We start from the raw sequence: 21,643 nt of genomic DNA, 5'->3' as shown, positions 1-21,643 counted from the left end.
TACCTATATTGCTTTTAAAATTTTAAAAAAGGGAACATATGACACAAGATGAGCTCAAAAAAGCAGTGGGTTGGTCGGCATTAAAATTTGTTGAGCCAAATACGATTATTGGTGTAGGTACGGGATCGACTGCCTCGCATTTTATTGATGCGCTCGCCACCATCAAGCATAACATTGTTGGCGCTGTTTCGAGTTCGGAGGCATCAACAAGGAAATTAAAACAGCTTGGTATCCCCGTTTTTGATTGTAATGACGTTGATACATTAGGCATTTATGTGGATGGTGCCGATGAGATCAATCCAAATTTGCAGATGATTAAAGGCGGGGGGGCGGCATTAACTCGCGAAAAAATTATCGCCGCTATGGCTAAGACTTTTATTTGTATTGTTGATCAAACCAAAATGGTTAATACCTTAGGTCATTTTCCATTACCGATTGAGGTCATTCCTATGGCACGCGCTTATGTTGCTCGACAATTAATTCAACTGGGTGGTAATCCTGTCTATCGCCAAAATGTTATTACCGATAATGGTAATGTGATTATCGATGTGCATAATTTAGTCATCACCAATCCCATAGAATTAGAAAATACTATTAATTCAATAGCTGGCGTGGTGACAGTAGGGCTATTTGCTAATCGTTGTGCCGATATCGCATTGGTTGGGATGTCTTCTGGCGTTAAGCAAGTGACAGCAGGTGATTCTTATACTATAAAAAGTGAGTAAATATGATGAACATTGAGCCAGTTATTAACGATGAAAATAAGTTTTTATTATTAGAAGGGATACATCAACGTGCCGTAGACGTGTTAACCGCTTCTGGTTATCACAATATCGATTATCGTCAAGGTGCGTTGAGTACTGAAGAATTAAAACAAGCGATTAAAGATGCGCGTTTTATTGGTATTCGTTCTCGAACCATGATCACAGAGGAGATCTTAGCCGCAGCACCAAAATTAGCAGGTATTGGTTGTTTCTGTATTGGTACCAATCAAGTGGATCTCAACGCCGCGGCTAAATACGGTATTCCTGTATTTAATGCACCATTTTCTAATACTCGTTCAGTGGCGGAACTTGTGATTGGTGAGCTGATCCTACTACTACGCCGCGTGCCGGATGCCAATGCGAAAGCCCATCGGGGTCAATGGCATAAGTTAGCAGTGGGTTCGTTTGAAGCTCGTGGCAAAAATCTAGGCATTATTGGTTATGGACATATTGGTAGTCAACTCAGTGTGCTTGCCGAATCACTGGGTATGCATGTCTATTTTTATGATATTGAGACTAAACTACCGTTAGGTAATGCCAAACAGCTTAACTCATTAGCTGAACTTTTTGCGATTAGTGATGTCATTTCAATGCATGTACCAGAAAATGCATCGACAAAAAATATGATTGGGTGCAATGAATTAGCGAACATGAAACGTGGGACAATTTTTATTAATGCCGCGCGTGGCAGTGTGGTGGATATTGAAGCATTAGTTAGTGCCCTAGATAGTGGTCATATTGGCGGCGCGGCAATTGATGTCTTCCCAAAAGAGCCATCAACGAATGCTGATCCATTTGAAACCCCATTAAAGGCATTTGATAATGTTATTTTAACCCCACATATTGGTGGATCAACTCAAGAAGCCCAAGAAAATATTGGTATTGAAGTCGCGAGTAAACTAAGTAAATATTCAGATAGCGGATCGACTTTATCAGCGGTTAATTTTCCCGAAGTGGCATTACCGATTCCGCTAACTGGCGTATCGCGATTTATGAATATTCATAAAAACCAACCAGGCGTATTAAATGCGATCAATTTACTGTTTGCTGAACAAGGCCTAAATATTTCGGGACAATATTTACAAACGGATGCCGATATTGGCTATGTGGTGATTGATGTCGATCATATTACAAGAGACAAAGCCCAAGAGATGTTAGCTAAATTACAAAATGTCACAGGAACAATAAGAGCAAGATTATTGTTTTAAGTATTACGTGTATAACATTAATGAATTCTATATTGGACTGTTTTTCGCTATTATTTTATCTTCTACAAGAATAAATTAAAAAACCGCAATACGCTAAAAACGTTATTGCGGTTTTTCATATCAAAACGAATTAGTCTTTATTGCCACTTCTAAACGCACGTTTACGATCATTCTCGGTCAAATGACGTTTACGAATACGAACTGATAATGGCGTTACTTCCACTAACTCATCATCGTCAATAAATTCTAATGACTGTTCAAGCGTCATTTTGATTGGTGGCGATAACGTTGTCGCTTCATCGGAACCAGAGGCACGCATATTGGTCAATTTTTTACCGGTTAAACAGTTAACGGTTAAATCGTTAGAACGAGTATGAATACCAATAATTTGTCCTTCATACACTTCGACACCATGACCAATTAACAAACGTCCACGATCTTGTAAACCATGTAGCGCATATTCTAACGCTTTACCCGTACCATTAGAAATTAATACCCCATTGATACGCTGACCGATTTCACCAGGACGAACATCATCATAATGACTGAACGTAGAGTAAAGCAAGCCGGTTCCCGATGTCATGGTCATAAATTCGGTTCTAAAGCCAATTAAACCACGGCTTGGGATGTCATAATCAAGGCGAACACGACCTTTACCATCAGGTAGCATATTCGTTAAGTTACCTTTGCGTAAACCTAATGCTTCCATGACAGGGCCTTGGTGCTGCTCTTCTACATCAATAGTCACTTGTTCGAATGGTTCTTGTTTGCGACCATCAACTTCGCGATAAATAACTTTAGGACGTGACACGGCTAATTCATAACCTTCACGACGCATATTTTCAATTAAAACGGAAAGATGTAACTCACCGCGCCCAGATACACGGAATGCATCAGGATCTGGCGTTTCTTCAACGCGTAGGGCCACGTTATGTACTAACTCTTTCTTCAACCGATCTAAAATCTGACGAGAAGTTACAAATTTCCCTTCTTTCCCTGCAAATGGTGAACTATTTACATTAAAGAACATGGTGACGGTTGGTTCATCAACGGTTAACGCCGGTAAGGCTTCAACGGCACTCGGATCACAAATGGTATCCGAAATATTTAATTCGCCTAAACCTGTTAAGGCAATAATATCACCTGCTTCCGCTTCTGTAGCTTCGTAACGTTGTAAACCTAAATGACCTAAAACTTGTCCCACTTTAGCGTTACGTTTTTGACCTTTATCATCAATGATTATCATTTGCTGATTTGGTTTGATACGACCACGTTTAATACGACCAATGCCGATAACACCAACATAGTTATTATAATCTAATTGGGAGATTTGCATCTGGAATGGACCATCAAGATCGACTTTTGGTGGTTCAACGTATTTAACAATTGCTTCAAATAGTGGCGTCATATCGTCAGCCATATTTTCATGATCTTCCCCAGCAATCCCCATTAAGGCTGAGGCATAGATAATTGGGAAATCAAGTTGCTCGTCAGTTGCACCTAAGTTGACAAAGAGATCGAAAACTTGATCGACCACCCAATCAGGGCGTGCACCTGGACGGTCAACTTTATTGATAACTACTATTGGTTTTAAACCGTGTGCAAATGCCTTTTGGGTAACAAATCGTGTTTGTGGCATAGGACCATCCATGGCATCAACAAGTAATAACACGGAATCCACCATTGACATAACACGTTCTACTTCACCACCAAAATCGGCGTGTCCTGGCGTATCGACGATATTAATTCGATAATCATTCCATTTGATCGCCGTATTTTTTGCTAAAATAGTAATACCACGTTCTTTTTCTAGCGCGTTGGAATCCATTACACGCTCAGTTTCATCGCCTCGTTGCTCGCCAAGGGTACCTGACTGTTGTAAAAGCTTATCAACCAACGTCGTTTTACCATGGTCAACGTGGGCAATGATGGCAATATTTCTTAAATTTTCAATCACAATTCTGATCCTAAGGATAAAGTAAGCACAATATTGTACACTGATTTTCTATAAATGTTGACGATGATCACAAAATAATCATGGATAACCATTAAAATTGCGATATTTATTGCGTATTTATCATAAAAAAATAGGTATGAAATTCATTAAGAATAGTTACTAAAACAAGCGAAGATTAGCCTTCTACTGGCAATAGTAAGATTCGATTTAACCGCTCAATATCAGATTAATTAAGTTAACAATAAATGGAAAATCAGAAAAATATGGGTAAATCAACTGGGATAAATCGTATCGGTAATAAAATCAATGACAATCAAGTCATTGATTTTATATATTAGAAATTAATGAGCGCTATTTTTTACGACACCAATAGGTAACACGGTGCGACCGAATTGTTCATTTAAAACTTCAGCCATGGCTAAGTAAATGGCGCTAGCTCCACAGATAATACCTTCAAAACCAGCAACATGTAAAACGGCTTTACAACCAGTAATATTACCGATAGCTAATAAAGCAAATAAGATAGTTAAACTACCAAATACAAATTGTACCACTCGGTTCGCTTTTAAGGTACCAAAGAACATAAATAAAGTAAAAATGCCCCATAAAGCTAAGAAAATTCCTAAGAAGGTATGATCAGTTGGAGCCGTTGCTGGTGATGTTGGTAAATACCAAATACCGACTAATGCGATCCAGAAAAAGCCATATGAAGTAAAGGCGGTTGTACCGAAAGTATTTCCTTTGCGGAATTCTAAAATACCTGCGATCACTTGTGCTAAACCGCCGTAAAAAATGCCCATTGAAACAATCGCAGTTGCAACTGGGAAAAAGCCAGCGTTATGAATATTTAATAAAATGGTTGTCATACCAAATCCCATTAATCCTAATGGACCCGGATTGGCAAGTTTGGTTGTTTGCATAATGTAACCTTGTTTTACAGTATAAAAAAAATATCGGCTATTGAGCCGATAAATGTTGTGCGCGGATCATAAAACGCAATAATCGTCTAATCAATAGTTTATTAAAATTTTTTTCGTTTTTAACCTTGATGTTAGTGTAGCTATCCCCATGTTACTGGTAGCGCAATGCTATTCTTATGGTTAAGATTATTTTGCGGGTGATTTCAAATTATTTATAAAAAAATGTTTATTCATCACTTGAAAAGATTAAAACCATTCTTATATAGAAGGTATGAGTGAATTACAGTTTTTCAGGAGAAAATGTTATTATGGGTAAAATTATTGGTATCGATTTAGGGACAACCAATTCATGTGTTGCAGTGATGGATGGCGGTCAAGTCAAAGTGCTAGAAAATGCAGAAGGTGATCGTACCACACCATCGATCATTGCTTATACACAAGATGGTGAAATTTTAGTTGGTCAACCAGCTAAACGTCAAGCAGTAACCAATCCACAAAATACATTATTCGCAATTAAGCGTTTGATCGGTCGTCGTTTTGAAGATGCAGAAGTTCAGCGCGATGTTTCTATTATGCCGTACAAAATTGTTAAAGCAGACAATGGTGATGCGTGGGTTGAAGTAAAAGGGCAAAAAATTGCGCCACCACAAGTTTCAGCAGAAGTACTTAAGAAAATGAAAAAAACCGCTGAAGACTATCTAGGTGAAGCCGTAACTGAAGCCGTTATTACGGTACCTGCTTACTTTAATGATGCACAGCGTCAAGCAACAAAAGATGCGGGTCGTATTGCTGGTTTAGATGTAAAGCGTATTATTAACGAACCTACCGCTGCCGCATTAGCGTATGGTTTAGATAAAGATGTGGGTAATCGCACGATTGCAGTTTATGACCTTGGTGGTGGTACTTTCGATATTTCCATTATTGAAATTGACGAAGCCGATGGTGACAAAACGTTTGAAGTATTAGCGACTAATGGGGATACCCATTTGGGTGGTGAAGACTTCGATTCACGTTTAATTAACTACTTAGTGGATGAATTTAAACGCGAGCAAGGATTTGATCTTAAAAATGATCCACTTGCGATGCAACGCTTAAAAGAAGCGGCAGAAAAAGCGAAAATTGAACTCTCTTCTGCTCAGCAAACGGATATTAACTTACCTTATATTACGGCTGACGCAAGTGGTCCAAAACACTTAAATATTAAAGTGACTCGTGCTAAATTAGAATCATTAGTTGAAGACTTAGTTAAACGTTCTATTGAACCTGTTAAAACGGCATTAAACGACGCTGGATTATCTGTATCGGATATTAATGATGTCATTTTAGTTGGTGGTCAAACGCGTATGCCAATGGTACAAAAAGCGGTTGCAGACTTCTTTGGTAAAGAACCTCGTAAAGACGTTAACCCTGATGAAGCAGTAGCTGTAGGTGCTGCGGTACAAGGTGGTGTGCTTGGTGGTGATGTTAAAGACGTATTATTACTTGATGTAACGCCATTATCGCTTGGTATTGAGACCATGGGTGGAGTGATGACATCATTAATTGAGAAAAACACGACTATCCCAACTAAACATAGCCAAGTGTTCTCAACAGCTGAAGATAATCAATCAGCGGTAACGATTCATGTGCTACAAGGTGAACGTAAACGTGCGGCGGATAATAAATCGCTAGGTCAATTTAACCTAGATGGTATTCAACCAGCACCACGTGGTATGCCACAAATTGAAGTCACATTTGATATTGATGCCGATGGTATTTTACACGTATCAGCCAAAGATAAAAATTCTGGTCGTGAACAACATATCACGATCAAAGCTTCGTCTGGCTTAAGTGAAGATGAAATCCAAAAAATGGTACGTGACGCTGAAGCAAATGCTGAGTCAGATCGTAAATTTGAAGAATTAGCACAAGCACGTAACCAAGCAGATCACCTTGTTCACTCTACACGTAAACAAGTTTCAGAAGCGGGCGATAAATTATCGGCAGATGATAAAACCGCCATCGAGAATGCCGCGAGTGAATTAGAGAAAGCTGCGCGTGGTGAAGATAAGGCTGACATTGAGGCTAAAACACAAGCATTAATTGAAGCATCCAAAAAGTTAGTTGATATTGCTCAGCAACAAGCTGCTGGTGCAGGTCAGCAAACGCAAGGTGCTGAATCAGCTCAGTCACAAGACGACGTCGTTGATGCCGATTTTAAAGAAGTTAACGATGACAAAAAATAATTAATGTTTATACTTAATTTATTTGTAGGCTACCGCTTGCGATAAAATGATAATAAAACGGGCGTGAGGTGACTCAAGCCCGTTTGGCTGTTTGTTGCATAGTAGTAGAATTTGATTGATACGATAGATTAAAAAATAACAACTTAATAAGTTAAGGTGAGATATGGCGAAGAAAGATTATTATGAAGTATTAGGCGTTAGTCGCGATGCGAATGAGCGCGAAATAAAAAAAGCCTATAAACGCCTAGCGATGAAATATCATCCCGATAAAAACCAAGATGATAAAGCCAATGCCGAAGCTAAGTTTAAAGAGATCAAAGAAGCGTATGAAGTCCTTAGTGATGCACAAAAGAAAGCTGCTTATGATCAATATGGACATGCTGCCTTTGAACAAGGCGCAGGCAGTGGTGGCTTTGGTGGTTTTAACAATGCTGATTTTGGCGATGCATTTGGCGATATTTTTAGTGAGTTCTTTGGTGGTGGCGGACGTCGTCAGCAAGCTGCGGCACGCGGGGCCGATCTACAATATAATCTCACATTAACCTTAGAAGAAGCGGCGAAAGGCGTAGCCAAAGAAATTAGAGTGCCAACATTGGTTGAATGTGATGTTTGCCATGGTTTGGGGTCAGAAAAACCATCCGATGTCACTACGTGTGCTACCTGTCATGGTAGTGGCGTGGTCCAAATGCGTCAAGGTTTCTTTGCAGTACAGCAAGAGTGTCCAACCTGTCACGGTCGCGGCAAAATTGTTAAGAATCCATGTAAAAAATGCCATGGTGACGGACGTATTGAAAAAACCAAAACATTATCCGTTAATATTCCAGCTGGGGTTGATACAGGTAGTCGTATACGTTTGTCAGGAGAAGGCGAAGCCGGTGAAAATGGCGCACCAGCAGGCGATTTATATGTTCAGATTCAAATACGTCAGCATGCTATCTTCGAGCGTGATGGTATGAATCTACATTGTGAGGTGCCTATCAATATTGCTATGGCGGCTTTAGGTGGGGATGTTGAAGTACCAACGCTAGATGGTCGGGTAAGCTTAACGATACCAGCTGGTACTCAGACGAGTAAAGTTTTCCGTTTACGTGGAAAAGGAATTAAATCGTTAAGAAGTTCAAGCATGGGAGATTTGTTCTGCCATGTCGTGGTTGAGACACCCGTTGATTTAACGGCCCGTCAGAAAGAGCTGCTTAAAGAGCTTAGTGATACATTAAGTAGTGATAAAAGTCAAAAACATAGCCCAAAAGCGAAAAACTTTTTTGATAAAGTGAAGACGTTTTTTGGTTAATTTAAATTAAATTTAACTCATCACTCTGTTAATCTTGACCCATTAACAGAGTGTTTTTTTATGACGCTTAACCCGTAAATATAGTGAATAAATTTAGGGTTATTTTCCTATCTTACACAATCTTTTTCTACAACAATACATCGGTGTCTTTCCTATCTAACACACTGATTTTTTCTAAGATAAAAACGTAATCACTACTATCTTTGGCAAGAAGTATACTTTATTGGCAATAATTACCTAGATCGCGTAATAGAGTGCTAAGAAATAAAGATGAATAATAATTTCTTAAACTAATAAAAGTGATGACAAGGGCAACAGCTATTTTTTATATCAATGTGCTAGTGATATAAAAAAAGCCTACATAGGCGCAGGCTTGATAAGATAATTAACGTCTTAAATGCTAGTTGTAAAAGTACGAGCAATAACGTCACGTTGTTGTTCTGGCGTTAATGAATTAAAACGCACCGCATAACCAGAAACACGAATAGTTAATTGCGGGTAGTTTTCAGGGTGTTTAACCGCGTCTTCTAACGTTTCACGACGTAATACATTCACATTTAAGTGTTGTCCACCTTCTACTTTAATAGTTGGTGCGACATCAATAGGTACTTCACGATATTCGATTTGACCTAATTCTTGCATAGGCAAAATTTGATCTTCTTTATAAACTGATTTTGCAGCAACACAACGAGCTTCGTTTGTATCGCTATCAATTAACCAGAAAGAGTTTAATAATGCGTCATTATTAGCTTTTGTAATTTGGATACCTGTAATCATAACCACTCTCCTTTTGAGGTGTATTTGAACTAAAAATAATCTATTTCCTACTATATCACTTTCAGTTTTTGATTAAAATCAAAAAAAACTATTATTATGATAAATAATTCCTTTAAACTTTATATTTCTATGTAATCGGTTATTATGAGTAGGTTATAACTGAAAAATGGGCAGATAAAATGACAAATCAATTAACTTGGCACGATGTGATAGGAAAAGAGAAAGAACTCGACTATTTCAAACGTATTATGGAATATGTAGCAAATGAGCGTGCACTGGGTAAAACGATTTATCCACCACAAGGTGATGTATTTAATGCTTTTCGTTTTACTCCGTTTGCTGATATTAAAGTGGTTATTTTAGGTCAAGATCCCTATCATGGACCTAATCAGGCTCACGGGCTCTCTTTTTCGGTATTACCTGGCATTACTCCTCCACCATCATTAGTCAATATATATAAAGAGTTACAACAAGATATACCCGGTTTTACTTATCCAAATCATGGCTATTTAGCCTCATGGGCGCAACAAGGGGTACTACTATTAAACACGGTATTAACCGTGGAAGCAGGAAGAGCACATTCACATGCAAAAATTGGCTGGGAAACCTTTACTGATCATGTCATTGATGCGATTAATCGACATCGAGAAGGGGTGGTTTTTTTGTTATGGGGAGCTCATGCACAAAAAAAAGGACAAATTATTGATCGTGAGCGTCACCATGTTTTGTCATCTGTGCACCCGTCGCCACTCTCTGCGCATCGTGGATTTTTCGGTTGTCGCCACTTTTCTCAAGCTAACCAATTTATTCTTGATCAGGGGCATACACCGATCGATTGGCAACCCTATTTACCTTAACGATCAGAATGTTAAATAAGGGTTAATTTTTTATCAGGTAAAAAACTACCCTTTATTTAGTGAGTTATGTCTATTTATTAACTTGCTTGATTTGTGTAATTTAAGATAAAAAATTGATGGTATAAATTAAATTAATCAATTAGATTTATTTGTGTTATTTTAATTTTATTCGTCTTAGGTAGAATAAAATTAAATCAAACGTAACCTAATTACTGAAATATGACTAATCATATTCTCGAATTATATCGGTTAATTCATCAGGTATTAAATAGACTCGCTATTCCTGCGCACTGGACCAATTTTACCACAATGCTACTTTTAGTGATTACTGTCGTCTTGTTCAGTATATTATTTCAGAAAATAGCTAATAAAATGGTCTGGCTGATATTGAATAAAGCCGATACCCAATTGCATACTGCTTTTTTTCGCGCAATATTAAAATATCGAGTCGTACAGTGGGTTATTTTATTGTTTACAATTACAGTTATTGAAAACCTTATTCCTTTTATCTTTCTTGATTATCCAGATTTTGTGTTTTTTTCCCAGCATTTACTGGATATAACTATCATTTACGTTAGTCTTAAATTACTGCTTGTTTGCTTATATGCATTGTCGGAAATATTACGACAAAGAGATGAATTTACTACTTTGCCGTTTAATAGCTACTTACAGGTGATTAAAATTATTTTGCTATGTGTAGGTATATTGTTTGCATTTTCTATTTTAACCAATCGTTCATTATGGTCGGTAGTCACTGCATTAGGTGCGATTTCAGCCATCTTAATGTTAATTTTTAAAGACTCAATTATGGGGTTCGTTGGTAGTGTCCAAATTACAACTAACGATTTGATCCGTATCGGAGATTGGATTACTGTCTCACAATATAACGCGAATGGTATTGTAAAAGATATTACGTTAACTTCGGTTAAAATCATGAATTATGATAATACATTAACCTCCGTTCCTACTTATTCGCTCGCCTCTGGAGCATTTCAAAATTGGCGTACTATGCAAGAATCAGGTTGTCGACGTTTCAACCGAACCATGATATTAGTATCACGAGATATCCGATTTTTAAATGACACCGATTTAGAAAAATATAAAACTATCGGTGGAGTGAGTGATTATCTGACTCAATTCAGACAGCAACAACAGAATAATTTAGCCATAAATGACGGTCGTATGATTAGCCCTTTTCAGGTAACTAATTTTGATATTTTTATGGCCTATGCTCGATGGTATTTAAAACATCATTTAGCCATTGATTCTAGCCAAACCATATTGGTTCGGCAATTAGACATTACCTCAACAGGTATAAAAATAGAAATCCTTGCTTTTACCCGAACAACTAATGGTATCGAATATGAATCAATTTTAGCTGAGGTGATGAATCATTTATTAGCGTCCGTGTCGTTTTTTGATATTAGAATTTATGAAATAAATGGTAAAGTTGATTGAAAATAACTAAAATGCCTTTTATTTAGCATCACGCAATAAAAAGTTGTTTCATTTACCACGCTAATTGGGGATAATATTGTGCTGTTAATTTAACGCATTCAGCCATATCGATAAGTTTAATCTGTGGCATTAATATGGGTTTAAGACCTCTGGCCTCGACATCGGTGATTAACGCTAAGATAGGGATAGACTTATTCAGTAATAATTCGATTAATGGATTATTTTTGACACCGATAGTGACACCATTTTGCCAAAGCAATATGGCATCTTGTTCATCAATAGTGTTTAACAGATTTTGGGTATCAATATAGTTGCTGGTATGAGAAAGGGTATGTAACATACAAGATCCAATAATAATGTTGCTAACGTGATGCTGAACGTTTACTCTACTTTGTTTTACTTCGTTTGTCGAATAATTAGCAATAAAGTTATCACTATTTTGCCTTAGCAACGTGTTAACAACCTCTATGTTTTAATTAAAAATCTTTAATCTCTCTAAAAATAATAATATATATACTAGTATTGGTAAGTGCATTAGGTAATATGAACCGTAACTGGTTATAATAAATTAATTTAATACGAAACAGACTATGATTGATGTGAATAAATTTACGTTAAGTAACGAGCAAGCCACCCTAGTATTTGGCAAAAAATTAGCATTAGCGTGTGAAACCGAATTAAAAAAACAAAAGCAGGCTATTATTATTTATCTGTTAGGCGATTTAGGAGCAGGTAAAACGACCTTAAGCCGTGGTTTTCTTCATGGATTAGGTTATCAAGGCGCGGTAAAAAGCCCTACATATACTTTAGTTGAACCCTATCAATTTGATAATTTTACTATTTATCATTTTGATTTATATCGTTTAGCCACACCTGAAGAGTTAGAATTTATGGGGATTCGTGACTATTTTTCTACTCGCTGTATTTGTTTGATAGAGTGGCCACAATGCGCTCAAGGTTTTTTACCCACAGCAGATTTAATAATTACCTTAGATTATTTTGATCATCAGCGCCAAATCTCATTGGCTACGGCAACAGAACGTGGTCAAAGGATAATGGCAGATATAATGGATTAAATAAGGAATCAAGAAATACATGAAATGCCTAACCAAATTTTTTAGCATGATCGTCATCCTATCCTTTTTTTTAAATATTGCGTATGCACAGAAAATAGTGATTGCTATTGATGCCGGTCACGGCGGAAAAGATTCGGGGGCAGTAGGTCCAAATAAGCTTTATGAAAAAACGGTGACATTAGCGATATCACAAAAATTAGCAGAGTTAATGAAGCATGATCATTCGATGAAACCTGTTTTAACTCGAACAAGCGATAAATATATTTCTGTTTTTCAACGTTCGGAAATTGCACGTCAACACAAAGCGTCTTTACTTATTTCTATTCATGCTGATGCCGCACCAGTGAGTAGTGCTAGCGGTATTTCGGCGTGGGTGCTTTCGACAAAACGCGCTGATACTGAACTTGGACGGTGGTTAGAAAAACATGAAAAGCAATCTCAACTATTAGGTGGGGCAGGTGATGTATTAGCCGGTGAAGAAAGTAATCCCTATTTAAGTCAGGCGATTTTAGATTTACAATTCTCCTATTCGCAGCGAGCGAGCTATGACTTAGCTAAAGCGATATTAAAAGAAATGCATCAGGTGGGTAAATTACATAAATCCCGTCCCGAATATGCAAGTCTAGGTGTGTTGCGGTCGCCAGACATTCCTTCCGTTCTCGTTGAGGTTGGTTTTATCTCTAACATATATGAAGAAAAATTATTAAAAAGTACGGCACATCAAGACAAGATTGCCAAAGCGATATATTTTGGCGTTAAACATTATCTTAAACAAAATCCGACCATTGGAGTGAAACATTAATGCCAATTCGAGAGTTATCTCCACAGTTAGCAAATCAAATCGCTGCTGGAGAAGTGGTTGAACGTCCTGCCTCCGTGATTAAAGAGCTGATAGAAAATAGTATTGATGCTGGTGCGAATCGAATTGATATTGAGGTCGAACAAGGCGGTTGTAAACGTATTCGTATCCGAGATAATGGTTGCGGTATTCACAAAGAAGAGTTAACACTCGCCTTAAAAAGACATGCCACCAGTAAAATTGCTGAGCTAGATGATTTATCTGCTATTGTCAGTCTTGGGTTTCGCGGTGAGGCTTTGGCAAGTATTAGTTCTGTATCACGTTTAACCTTAACCTCGAAAACGGAAGATCAAAATGAAGCTTGGCAAGTTTATGCAGAAGGTCGTGATATGCAAACTACGATTAAACCTGCGGCTCATCCTATTGGTTCAACGGTCGAGGTACTTGATCTATTTTACAATACACCGGCAAGACGGCGCTTTTTAAGAACGGATAAAACCGAATTTAACCATATTGATGAAACAGTCAAACGTATTGCGTTAGCTTGCCCTACTATCACGATTCAATTACAGCATAATCACAAATTAGTTCGTCAATATCGCGCGGTTAATGATGATAGCCAATTAGAGAAACGTGTAGCCTCAATTTGTGGTACTGGTTTTATGCAAAATGCCATAAAATTGGAATGGCAACATGATGATTTAAAAATTGAAGGTTGGGTCAATCCCCAAACCGAAAGTGAGCAACAATATTTCTATGTCAATAATCGAATTGTTAAAGATCGCTTACTGACCCATGCTATTCGTCAAGCTTATGTAAATCAAATGAATAGTGACAAGATCGCTTATGTTATTTATTTACAAATTGATCCAGCGCAAGTTGATGTGAATGTTCATCCCGCTAAATATGAGGTCCGCTTTCATGAAGCAAGATTAGTCCATGATTTTGTTTATCAAGCATTGATGATGGCAATAGCGTCGCATTCTGAGCAAGAAACTCATCTTATCCCTGTTGCCGATACCACAACGGTGGTATCATTACCTACGAATCGAGTAGCGGCAGGTAATAATATTTTTGATTATCATGACAAACCGACTAAACCTGCTTTAGCCACACATTTAAACGAGGTTTTCAACGGACAGACGCGCAGCACTCGCCAAGAGAATCGGCTTTATCAGACTTTATTTGATAGCGCAATGGTATCGACAAACAAACCGATCCCTACGGTTGATAATGATACTGTATCAACACAGACCGATGACACCCAAGATGAACATCAATCACGCTCTGCTAATCCGCTTTTTCCTGAACGGCAACAACCATTACGTTTACAGGCTGACGCATCGATTATACTCTCATCAGAGCAGCAAATTAAATTGGGTAAGATATTGACTTTGTATGGCACAGAATATGCAGTATTAGAACAGGATCAGGAACTCCAATTACTTTCATTACCCTTAGCGGAATTGACCTTATATAAAGCAAAATTATTGGCTCAAATTGGTTCATCTGCTGAAAAATTATTAGTGCCATTAACACTATTATTTAGTCAAAACGAAAATAAATTATGGCTGAAATATCAGGCATTGCTACACGAGCTTAATATTATTTTTGTATTAGATAAGCAAAAACTACAATTAAATGAAGTACCTTTATTACTAAGAAATATCAATTGGCAGCAATTGCTACCAAATTTACTTCATTATTTAACGCAAAACGATAATCAGCCAGATTTAAGTACTGCTGATGTTGCCAAATGGCTAGCAACGCAACTTTATCAATTTAATCAAGCGAATAAATCCACCACTCACTGGACGCAAGCCCAAGTAATTAGCTTATTAACCGAACTTGAACAAGACGTTATTGTCACCGCGGAACTAGCCCCACTACTACAGAAAATTGAATTACAACCATTAATAACGATTTTCCAACAGCATTTTATAAACCAGATTGAAATTAAATAAAGATGTTAGTTAAACAAAAACAGATTATTACACTAATGGGGCCAACGGCCTCAGGTAAAACCGCACTGGCGATGGCACTTTACGATAAGTATCCTATTGATATTATCAGCGTTGATTCAGCACTGATTTATCGTCATATGGATATCGGTACGGCTAAGCCGACACCTACTGAATTGAATAGCTATCCGCATAAATTAATTGATATTCTTGATCCCGCAGAGAGTTATTCGGTGGCCGATTTTCGCCGTGACGCATTACATGAAATAGAACAAAGCTTTGCCGCAGGGCGGATTCCACTATTAGTGGGAGGGACGATGCTTTATTTCAAAGCCTTATTGGAAGGACTTTCGCCGTTACCTGCGGCAAATCAGCAGATCCGTAAGCAAATTGAAGATGAAGCTAACGCTTTCGGTTGGCAAGCGATACATGAACGTTTAAAGCAAATTGATCCCGTTTCGGCGCAGCGAATTCATCCTAACGACCCTCAGCGTTTAAATCGCGCATTAGAGGTTTATCTGATTTCTGGCAAATCATTGACCGAATTAACACAAAATAGTGGCGAAAAGCTGCCATATCAAGTCAAGCAGTTTGCTATCGCCCCAACGTCGCGTGTTTTATTACATGAGCGTATTGAACAGCGATTTCATCTTATGCTTGAGCAAGATTTTGAGTCTGAGGTTTCAGCATTAATGTCTCGAGGTGATTTACATCTAAATTTACCTTCAATACGTTGTGTCGGTTATCGTCAAATGTGGGAATACCTTTTAGGTGAAATAAATTATGACGAAATGGTATTTAAAAGCGTTTGTGCAACGCGTCAGTTAGCGAAAAGACAAATCACTTGGCTACGGAGCTGGCACGATGTAACGTGGCTGGAAAGTGAACAACTTGATGCAGCGTTAACCCAAATAAGTCAGTTTATTAATACTAATTTTTTAAATTAGTAATAAGTTTACGCAACATCAACAACTAAGCGTATAATAAGCCTGTAATTAGGTTTATACTGGTACTTTTGTCGACATAGCCGTCGTTTTCAACTTTAATTTTACTATTTTATGCTTAAATTTTATTTAGGCTGTTTGCGATTGGAAAAAATTATGTTAATTTGTGGCTGTGTTATTATTGATACGGTATCATGAATAGGTATAGTGGTTATCAATTAAGGGAAGAATATAATGTCAAAAGGGCAATCTTTACAAGATCCATATTTAAATATTTTACGTCGCGAACATGTTCCTGTTTCAATTTATCTTGTTAATGGTATCAAATTACAAGGACAGATTGAATCATTTGATCAGTTTGTTATTTTGCTAAAAAATACGGTAAGTCAGATGGTATACAAGCATGCTATTTCTACTGTGGTACCATCGCGACCTGTATCATTGACTAGTGGTACGGGACAAAATGTAGAACAACAAAACATGGGTGATAATGAGCATAATCTGTAAAGATTTGACCGTTTCATTTTAATTGGGGGAATTGATTGTTTGATCGCTACGAAGGTGGAGAAAAAGCCTTACTAGTGCATGTTTTTTTCCCTCAGGAAAATGATATAGAGGATTTAAACGAGTTTGAGGTGCTGGTCACCTCAGCTCAGATTGAAATTCTCAGTATCGTTACAACTTCAAGAAATACCCCTCAAGCTAAATATTTTGTTGGCGTAGGTAAAGCCCAAGAAATTGCCGATGCGGCTAAGGCGTGCCAAGCATCGGTGATTTTAGTCAACCATGCTTTAACGCCAGCGCAAGAACGTAATCTTGAACAACTTTGTCAATGTCGAGTCATTGATCGAACTGGATTGATCTTAGATATTTTTGCACAACGCGCTCGAACTCATGAAGGGAAATTACAAGTTGAATTAGCGCAATTGCGCCATTTATCGACTCGCTTAGTTCGAGGGTGGACACATCTTGAACGGCAAAAAGGGGGGATTGGTTTACGTGGACCGGGTGAAACCCAGCTTGAAACCGATAGACGACTATTACGTCAACGAATTCAATTAATTTTATCGCGGTTAGCGAAAGTTGAAAAACAGCGAGAACAAGGAAGACAGTCTCGTGCTAAAGCTGATATTCCAACGATTTCCCTAGTTGGTTATACCAATGCTGGTAAATCAACCCTTTTCAATAGTATAACTGGTGCGCAAGTTTATGCGGCTGATCAGCTTTTCGCGACCCTAGATCCTACCTTACGCCGTATTCATATTGATGATGTTGGTGAATCAGTACTTGTCGATACAGTTGGTTTTATTCGCCACCTACCTCATGACTTAGTGGCTGCGTTTAAGGCCACATTACAAGAAACACGCGAAGCGACGTTACTATTACACATTATTGATGCGGCTGATAACAATTTATTAGATAATATTGCCTCGGTTGATGAAGTTCTTATTGATATTGAAGCCAACGATGTACCGATATTACAGGTCATGAATAAAATTGATTTATTACCTGACTTTGCACCAAGAATCGATCGTGATCAAGAAGGTAAACCAATACGGGTTTGGTTATCAGCTCACCAAGGTATAGGGATAGAGTTACTATTTCTCTGCCTAGCAGAATTACTTGCTAGACAAATAAAGAACTGTCAATTAAGCTTACCCCCTGATAAGGCAAAATTACGAAGCCGTTTTTATCAATTACAAACGGTTATAGCAGAATCAATTGATGATGATGGTTGTTTTAATTTGCAGATTCGTATTCCACAAATAGAATGGAATAAACTCTGTAAGCAAGCACCAGAATTAGTACATTTTGTGACAAAGTACAATTAATTATTAATATAGTGGAGTTATATATGGCGTGGAATCAGCCCGGAAATAACGGACAAAATAATGATCCATGGGGAAATAATAAACAGAAAACAAATCAGTCAACGACAAAGCCATTTGATCGATTTAAGAAAATTTTACATAAAGGCGGTAATAATCACTCAGGTGGCGTGCAACCACTGAATCTATCTGTTATTGCTTTAATTATTTTGAGTGTAATTATTGTGCTTTGGTTTTTTAATGGATTTTATACCATTAATCAAAGTCAACGCGGCGTAGTAACTCGATTTGGTCAAGTACAACAAAAAATCATTGAACCAGGTTTGAATTGGAGCCCACCATTAATCGATAAAGTTTATCCTGTCGATATCAAAGGGACACGTAGTTTTAATGTACAAGGCTTCATGGTCACGGCAGGAGAAAATTTGGTTTTTGTGGAAATGAACGTACAATATCGCGTCACTAATCCAATTAAATATTTGTTTAATGTCACAAATGTTGAGGATAGTTTACGCCAAGCTGCCGATAGTGCGCTACGTACTGAAATTGGTAGTTCACAAATGGATGATATTTTAACTAGTGGTCGCGCGGATTTAGAAAATCGTACTAAAGAAGGGTTAATTCGTATTATTTCCCATTATGACATGGGGATCACCATTGTGGATTTAAACTTCCAATCAGCTCGACCGCCAGAGGAAGTTCAAGATGCATTTAATGATGCAATTAAAGCCCGTGAGGATCGAGAGCGTGAAATTAACAAAGCAAATGCAGATAAAGTTCAGTTACAACAACAAGCCGAAGGTCATGCAGCTCGCATTTTAGCTGATGCAAATGCTTATAAAATAAAAGTTGAATTAGAAGCACAAGGGGATGTGGCGCGTTTCGAAAAATTGTTACCGGAATACCGTCAAGCACCAGAAATCACACGTGAACGCTTATATCTTGAAACAATGGAAAAAGTATTATCCGCAACCAACAAAGTTTTAGTGAATGATCAAAGCAATAATTTAATGGTCTTACCCTTAGATCAATTGCTAAAAAATAAATCATTCAATCAAACACAAGGCTTAGTTTCAGATCAAGCCGTACCAAACTCTGCGCCAGCGCTAAATAACACCAACACAGATAGAAAAGTACTATCCGATCATGTTAAAACATCTACACCCGTAATAAACAATAATACAACGCGAACAACGACTACCACGCGTACCAATTCAAGTCGATAAGGAAGGAAAGAAAAATGCGTAAATTATTACCGGCACTGGTTATCTTAGTTGGTGTCTTTTTCTCAACGATATATGTTGTCGAAGAGGGGACGCGTGGTGTTGTGTTGCGATTTAATAAGATTATTGATTTATCTAAACCAGGCTTAAATTTTAAAATACCTGGCTTAGATCGCGTTAAAATTATTGATGCTAAAATTAGAACCACAGATAGTTCCAATAAACAAAACTCACGTGAACAAAAATTTATTACTCGCGAAAAGAAAGATCTTATTGTTGATTATTTTGTCCAGTGGAAAATAGTCGATTTTAATCGATATTACGAGGCGATTGCGGGTGGCTATAGTGTTGAAAATTTATTATTAGCACGTTTAAATGGTCGTTTACGCGCGGAAATTGGTAAACTTGATATTAAAGATATCATTAATGATTCCAATGATGAGACTAAATCGCGTAATTCACTAATGCTAGATGTTAAAGATGCACTAAATGGGACGAATAGAACGGATGACCTGAAACAGAGTGACGTTGATTCAAGTGATCATCTCAATAGCTTTGATGAATCTCGTACAAGCATGCGTGCTTTTGGGGTAGAAGTGATTGATGTACGAATTAAACAAATTAATTTCCCACCAGAAGTATCTGAATCCATTTATGCACGGATGAGTGCTGAGCGTGAAGTTGTGGCTCGTGAACAACGTTACCAAGGTATTAGAGAAGCGGAAGAGACAAGAGCTAAAGCAAATTTACATGCGACACAAATTATCTCAGAAGCGGAACGACAATCGAGAATGATTCGCGGTGAAGGTGATGCGAATGCGGCTAAACTCTATGCTGATGCATTCAATAAAGATAAAGATTTCTTTAGTTTTATTCGAAGTCTGAAAGCATATGAACAAAGCTTTTCTGGTAATGATGTAATGGTTATATCACCAGATAGTGAATTTTTCCGTTATATGAAACTTTCAAAAGAGAAATAGTAGATACGATTTTAGATGAGAACAAACTTATGAATAATAATGTTGTGGTTTTAGGTGCGCAATGGGGCGATGAAGGTAAGGGAAAAGTTGTTGATCTGTTAACAGAAAAAGCAAAATATGTAGTCCGTTATCAAGGTGGCCACAATGCGGGTCATACTTTAGTTATCAATGGTGAAAAAACAGTATTGCATCTTATCCCATCTGGTATCTTAAGAAAAAATGTCATTAGTGTCATTGCTAATGGGGTAGTTTTATCTCCAGAAGCACTAATGACAGAGATGTCGGCTCTTGAAGAGCGTGGGATCCCTGTTCGAGAACGTTTACTTATTTCTGAAGCGTGTCCATTGATTTTGCCTTATCATGTTGCATTAGATAAGGCACGAGAAGCAGCACGCGGAAGTAAAGCCATTGGTACTACCGGTCGTGGCATTGGGCCTGCTTATGAAGATAAAGTGGCTAGACGGGGTCTACGTGTTGGGGATCTGCTTGATCGCGACAGTTTTGCACAAAAATTAAAAGAAGTAATGGACTATCATAATTATCAATTAGTTCATTATTATAAAGTAGAAGCGATTGATTACCAAACAGTGCTTGATAATATGATGAACATCGCTGATACGCTTATTGCAATGATTGCTGATGTACCTAAGTTGCTTGAAAAAGCACGTAAAAATGGTGAGTATATTATGTTTGAAGGTGCCCAAGGTACTTTATTAGACATTGATCACGGTACTTATCCTTATGTAACGTCATCAAATACGACTGCTGGTGGGGTTGCTACTGGCTCGGGCTTTGGTCCACGTTATGTGGGTTACGTATTAGGTATTGTCAAAGCTTATTCAACTCGAGTTGGTGCTGGTCCTTTCCCAACCGAATTATTTGATGAAACAGGCGAATACTTATGTAAACAAGGTAATGAATTTGGAGCAACCACTGGGCGCCGTCGTCGTACTGGATGGTTAGATATTGTTGCTATTCGCAAAGCGGTATTACTTAATTCGGTATCGGGTTTTTGCTTAACAAAACTTGATGTGTTAGATGGATTAAAAGAAGTAAAATTGTGCGTTGGTTATCGTTTACCTAACGGCGAAATCACCGAAACAGCCCCTTCTTCAGCTGACGAATGGCATTTAGTTGAACCGGTTTATGAAATCATGCCAGGGTGGAGTGAATCGACATTTGGCGTTAAAAATTATGATGACTTACCCGCGGCGGCCAAAGCCTATATTAAGCGTATTGAGGCCTTAACCGAAACGCCAATTGATATTATCTCAACTGGACCAGATCGCAACGAAACAATAATTTTACGCGATCCATTTACGGTTTAATCGTGTAATATTCAATAAGAAAAAGATAAAACCGCCTATATGGCGG

The 21,643-nt window shown here is 37.8% G+C and carries 18 protein-coding genes and 1 pseudogene; 15 read left to right on the top strand and 4 right to left on the bottom strand.

What is annotated here, in order from left to right; all coding sequences use genetic code 11:
- Nucleotides 1-38 precede the first annotated feature (38 nt).
- A complete protein-coding gene (gene rpiA, locus O970_RS01750; protein WP_024495468.1) occupies nt 39-725 on the top strand; it encodes a ribose-5-phosphate isomerase RpiA in 687 nt (228 codons plus the stop codon).
- Nucleotides 726-730: 5 nt separating this feature from the next.
- Nucleotides 731-1,972, top strand: coding sequence for a phosphoglycerate dehydrogenase (gene serA / locus O970_RS01745; protein WP_024495467.1), 1,242 nt, complete (start codon nt 731-733; stop codon nt 1,970-1,972).
- A 130-nt stretch (nt 1,973-2,102) separates the two neighbouring features.
- Here serA and typA read toward each other — a convergent pair whose 3' ends face one another.
- Together typA and satP are read right to left on the bottom strand one after the other, a co-directional pair.
- Nucleotides 2,103-3,929, bottom strand: a complete 1,827-nt coding sequence (gene typA, locus O970_RS01740) for a translational GTPase TypA (protein ID WP_024495466.1) — start codon at nt 3,927-3,929, stop codon at nt 2,103-2,105.
- 341 nt (nt 3,930-4,270) lie between these two features.
- The gene (satP, locus tag O970_RS01735; protein ID WP_024495465.1) at nt 4,271-4,849 is read right to left on the bottom strand and encodes an acetate uptake transporter; all 579 of its coding nucleotides are present in this window, start codon (nt 4,847-4,849) and stop codon (nt 4,271-4,273) included.
- 308 nt (nt 4,850-5,157) lie between these two features.
- Here satP and dnaK point away from each other — a divergent pair, with 308 nt between their 5' ends.
- Together dnaK and dnaJ are read left to right on the top strand one after the other, a co-directional pair.
- Nucleotides 5,158-7,074 carry a molecular chaperone DnaK gene (dnaK, locus tag O970_RS01730; protein WP_024495464.1) on the top strand — a complete coding sequence of 639 codons (1,917 nt, stop codon included), beginning with the start codon at nt 5,158-5,160 and terminating at the stop codon, nt 7,072-7,074.
- Nucleotides 7,075-7,237: 163 nt separating this feature from the next.
- Nucleotides 7,238-8,365, top strand: coding sequence for a molecular chaperone DnaJ (gene dnaJ, locus O970_RS01725; RefSeq protein ID WP_024495463.1), 1,128 nt, complete (start codon nt 7,238-7,240; stop codon nt 8,363-8,365).
- 393 nt (nt 8,366-8,758) lie between these two features.
- Here dnaJ and grcA read toward each other — a convergent pair whose 3' ends face one another.
- Nucleotides 8,759-9,142, bottom strand: a complete 384-nt coding sequence (grcA, locus tag O970_RS01720; RefSeq protein WP_024495462.1) for an autonomous glycyl radical cofactor GrcA — start codon at nt 9,140-9,142, stop codon at nt 8,759-8,761.
- Nucleotides 9,143-9,321: 179 nt separating this feature from the next.
- Between grcA and ung the strand changes: the two genes are divergently transcribed.
- Both ung and O970_RS01710 read left to right on the top strand, forming a co-directional pair.
- Nucleotides 9,322-9,999 (top strand): uracil-DNA glycosylase, encoded by a 678-nt coding sequence (ung, locus tag O970_RS01715; protein WP_024495461.1) that lies wholly within the window; start codon nt 9,322-9,324, stop codon nt 9,997-9,999.
- A gap of 219 nt (nt 10,000-10,218) precedes the next feature.
- Entirely contained in the window at nt 10,219-11,457 is a 1,239-nt protein-coding gene (locus tag O970_RS01710; RefSeq protein ID WP_024495460.1) for a mechanosensitive ion channel family protein, read from the top strand.
- A 52-nt stretch (nt 11,458-11,509) separates the two neighbouring features.
- Here the strand turns inward: O970_RS01710 and tusB are convergent, their stop codons facing one another.
- Nucleotides 11,510-11,797, bottom strand: a complete 288-nt coding sequence (tusB, locus tag O970_RS01705; RefSeq protein WP_024495459.1) for a sulfurtransferase complex subunit TusB — start codon at nt 11,795-11,797, stop codon at nt 11,510-11,512.
- Nucleotides 11,798-12,050: 253 nt separating this feature from the next.
- Here tusB and tsaE point away from each other — a divergent pair, with 253 nt between their 5' ends.
- The 9 genes and pseudogenes from tsaE to O970_RS01660 all read left to right on the top strand — a co-directional run bounded on the left by tsaE (nt 12,051) and on the right by O970_RS01660 (nt 21,597).
- Complete coding sequence (gene tsaE, locus O970_RS01700; RefSeq protein WP_024495458.1) at nt 12,051-12,533, top strand: tRNA (adenosine(37)-N6)-threonylcarbamoyltransferase complex ATPase subunit type 1 TsaE; 483 nt, start codon at nt 12,051-12,053, stop codon at nt 12,531-12,533.
- A 70-nt stretch (nt 12,534-12,603) separates the two neighbouring features.
- Nucleotides 12,604-13,314, top strand: a pseudogene (locus O970_RS01695) (N-acetylmuramoyl-L-alanine amidase); the annotation flags it as partial.
- 20 nt (nt 13,315-13,334) lie between these two features.
- Nucleotides 13,335-15,296, top strand: a complete 1,962-nt coding sequence (gene mutL, locus O970_RS01690; RefSeq protein WP_024495456.1) for a DNA mismatch repair endonuclease MutL — start codon at nt 13,335-13,337, stop codon at nt 15,294-15,296.
- Nucleotides 15,297-15,298: 2 nt separating this feature from the next.
- Nucleotides 15,299-16,240 (top strand): tRNA (adenosine(37)-N6)-dimethylallyltransferase MiaA, encoded by a 942-nt coding sequence (gene miaA, locus O970_RS01685; RefSeq protein ID WP_036562261.1) that lies wholly within the window; start codon nt 15,299-15,301, stop codon nt 16,238-16,240.
- A 231-nt stretch (nt 16,241-16,471) separates the two neighbouring features.
- Complete coding sequence (gene hfq / locus O970_RS01680) at nt 16,472-16,744, top strand: RNA chaperone Hfq (RefSeq protein ID WP_024495454.1); 273 nt, start codon at nt 16,472-16,474, stop codon at nt 16,742-16,744.
- 35 nt (nt 16,745-16,779) lie between these two features.
- Entirely contained in the window at nt 16,780-18,069 is a 1,290-nt protein-coding gene (gene hflX / locus O970_RS01675) for a ribosome rescue GTPase HflX (protein WP_024495453.1), read from the top strand.
- Between the two features lie 23 nt (nt 18,070-18,092).
- Nucleotides 18,093-19,292, top strand: coding sequence for an FtsH protease activity modulator HflK (gene hflK, locus O970_RS01670; RefSeq protein WP_024495452.1), 1,200 nt, complete (start codon nt 18,093-18,095; stop codon nt 19,290-19,292).
- A 14-nt stretch (nt 19,293-19,306) separates the two neighbouring features.
- Nucleotides 19,307-20,269: a protease modulator HflC gene (hflC, locus tag O970_RS01665; RefSeq protein WP_024495451.1), complete on the top strand. Its 963-nt coding sequence runs from the start codon at nt 19,307-19,309 to the stop codon at nt 20,267-20,269.
- A gap of 29 nt (nt 20,270-20,298) precedes the next feature.
- Complete coding sequence (locus O970_RS01660; RefSeq protein WP_024495450.1) at nt 20,299-21,597, top strand: adenylosuccinate synthase; 1,299 nt, start codon at nt 20,299-20,301, stop codon at nt 21,595-21,597.
- The last annotated feature ends 46 nt before the right edge of the window (nt 21,598-21,643 follow it).

This window comes from Candidatus Schmidhempelia bombi str. Bimp, from assembly GCF_000471645.3.
In the GTDB taxonomy this organism is placed as follows: domain Bacteria; phylum Pseudomonadota; class Gammaproteobacteria; order Enterobacterales; family Orbaceae; genus Utexia; species Utexia bombi.
The sequence above is the reverse complement of the archived record's forward strand: the minus strand, read 5'-3'. Positions and strand labels throughout refer to the sequence as shown.

Bases quoted from the DNA above. Each gene is read 5' to 3' on its own strand.
- rpiA (WP_024495468.1), top strand. From the start codon at position 39: ATGACACAAGATGAGCTCAAAAAAGCAGTGGGTTGGTCGGCATTAAAA.
- serA (WP_024495467.1), top strand. From the start codon at position 731: ATGAACATTGAGCCAGTTATTAACGATGAAAATAAGTTTTTATTATTA.
- satP (WP_024495465.1), bottom strand. From the start codon at position 4,849: ATGCAAACAACCAAACTTGCCAATCCGGGTCCATTAGGATTAATGGGA.
- dnaK (WP_024495464.1), top strand. From the start codon at position 5,158: ATGGGTAAAATTATTGGTATCGATTTAGGGACAACCAATTCATGTGTT.
- dnaJ (WP_024495463.1), top strand. From the start codon at position 7,238: ATGGCGAAGAAAGATTATTATGAAGTATTAGGCGTTAGTCGCGATGCG.
- grcA (WP_024495462.1), bottom strand. From the start codon at position 9,142: ATGATTACAGGTATCCAAATTACAAAAGCTAATAATGACGCATTATTA.
- ung (WP_024495461.1), top strand. From the start codon at position 9,322: ATGACAAATCAATTAACTTGGCACGATGTGATAGGAAAAGAGAAAGAA.
- O970_RS01710 (WP_024495460.1), top strand. From the start codon at position 10,219: ATGACTAATCATATTCTCGAATTATATCGGTTAATTCATCAGGTATTA.
- tusB (WP_024495459.1), bottom strand. From the start codon at position 11,797: ATGTTACATACCCTTTCTCATACCAGCAACTATATTGATACCCAAAAT.
- mutL (WP_024495456.1), top strand. From the start codon at position 13,335: ATGCCAATTCGAGAGTTATCTCCACAGTTAGCAAATCAAATCGCTGCT.
- miaA (WP_036562261.1), top strand. From the start codon at position 15,299: ATGTTAGTTAAACAAAAACAGATTATTACACTAATGGGGCCAACGGCC.
- hfq (WP_024495454.1), top strand. From the start codon at position 16,472: ATGTCAAAAGGGCAATCTTTACAAGATCCATATTTAAATATTTTACGT.
- hflK (WP_024495452.1), top strand. From the start codon at position 18,093: ATGGCGTGGAATCAGCCCGGAAATAACGGACAAAATAATGATCCATGG.
- hflC (WP_024495451.1), top strand. From the start codon at position 19,307: ATGCGTAAATTATTACCGGCACTGGTTATCTTAGTTGGTGTCTTTTTC.
- O970_RS01660 (WP_024495450.1), top strand. From the start codon at position 20,299: ATGAATAATAATGTTGTGGTTTTAGGTGCGCAATGGGGCGATGAAGGT.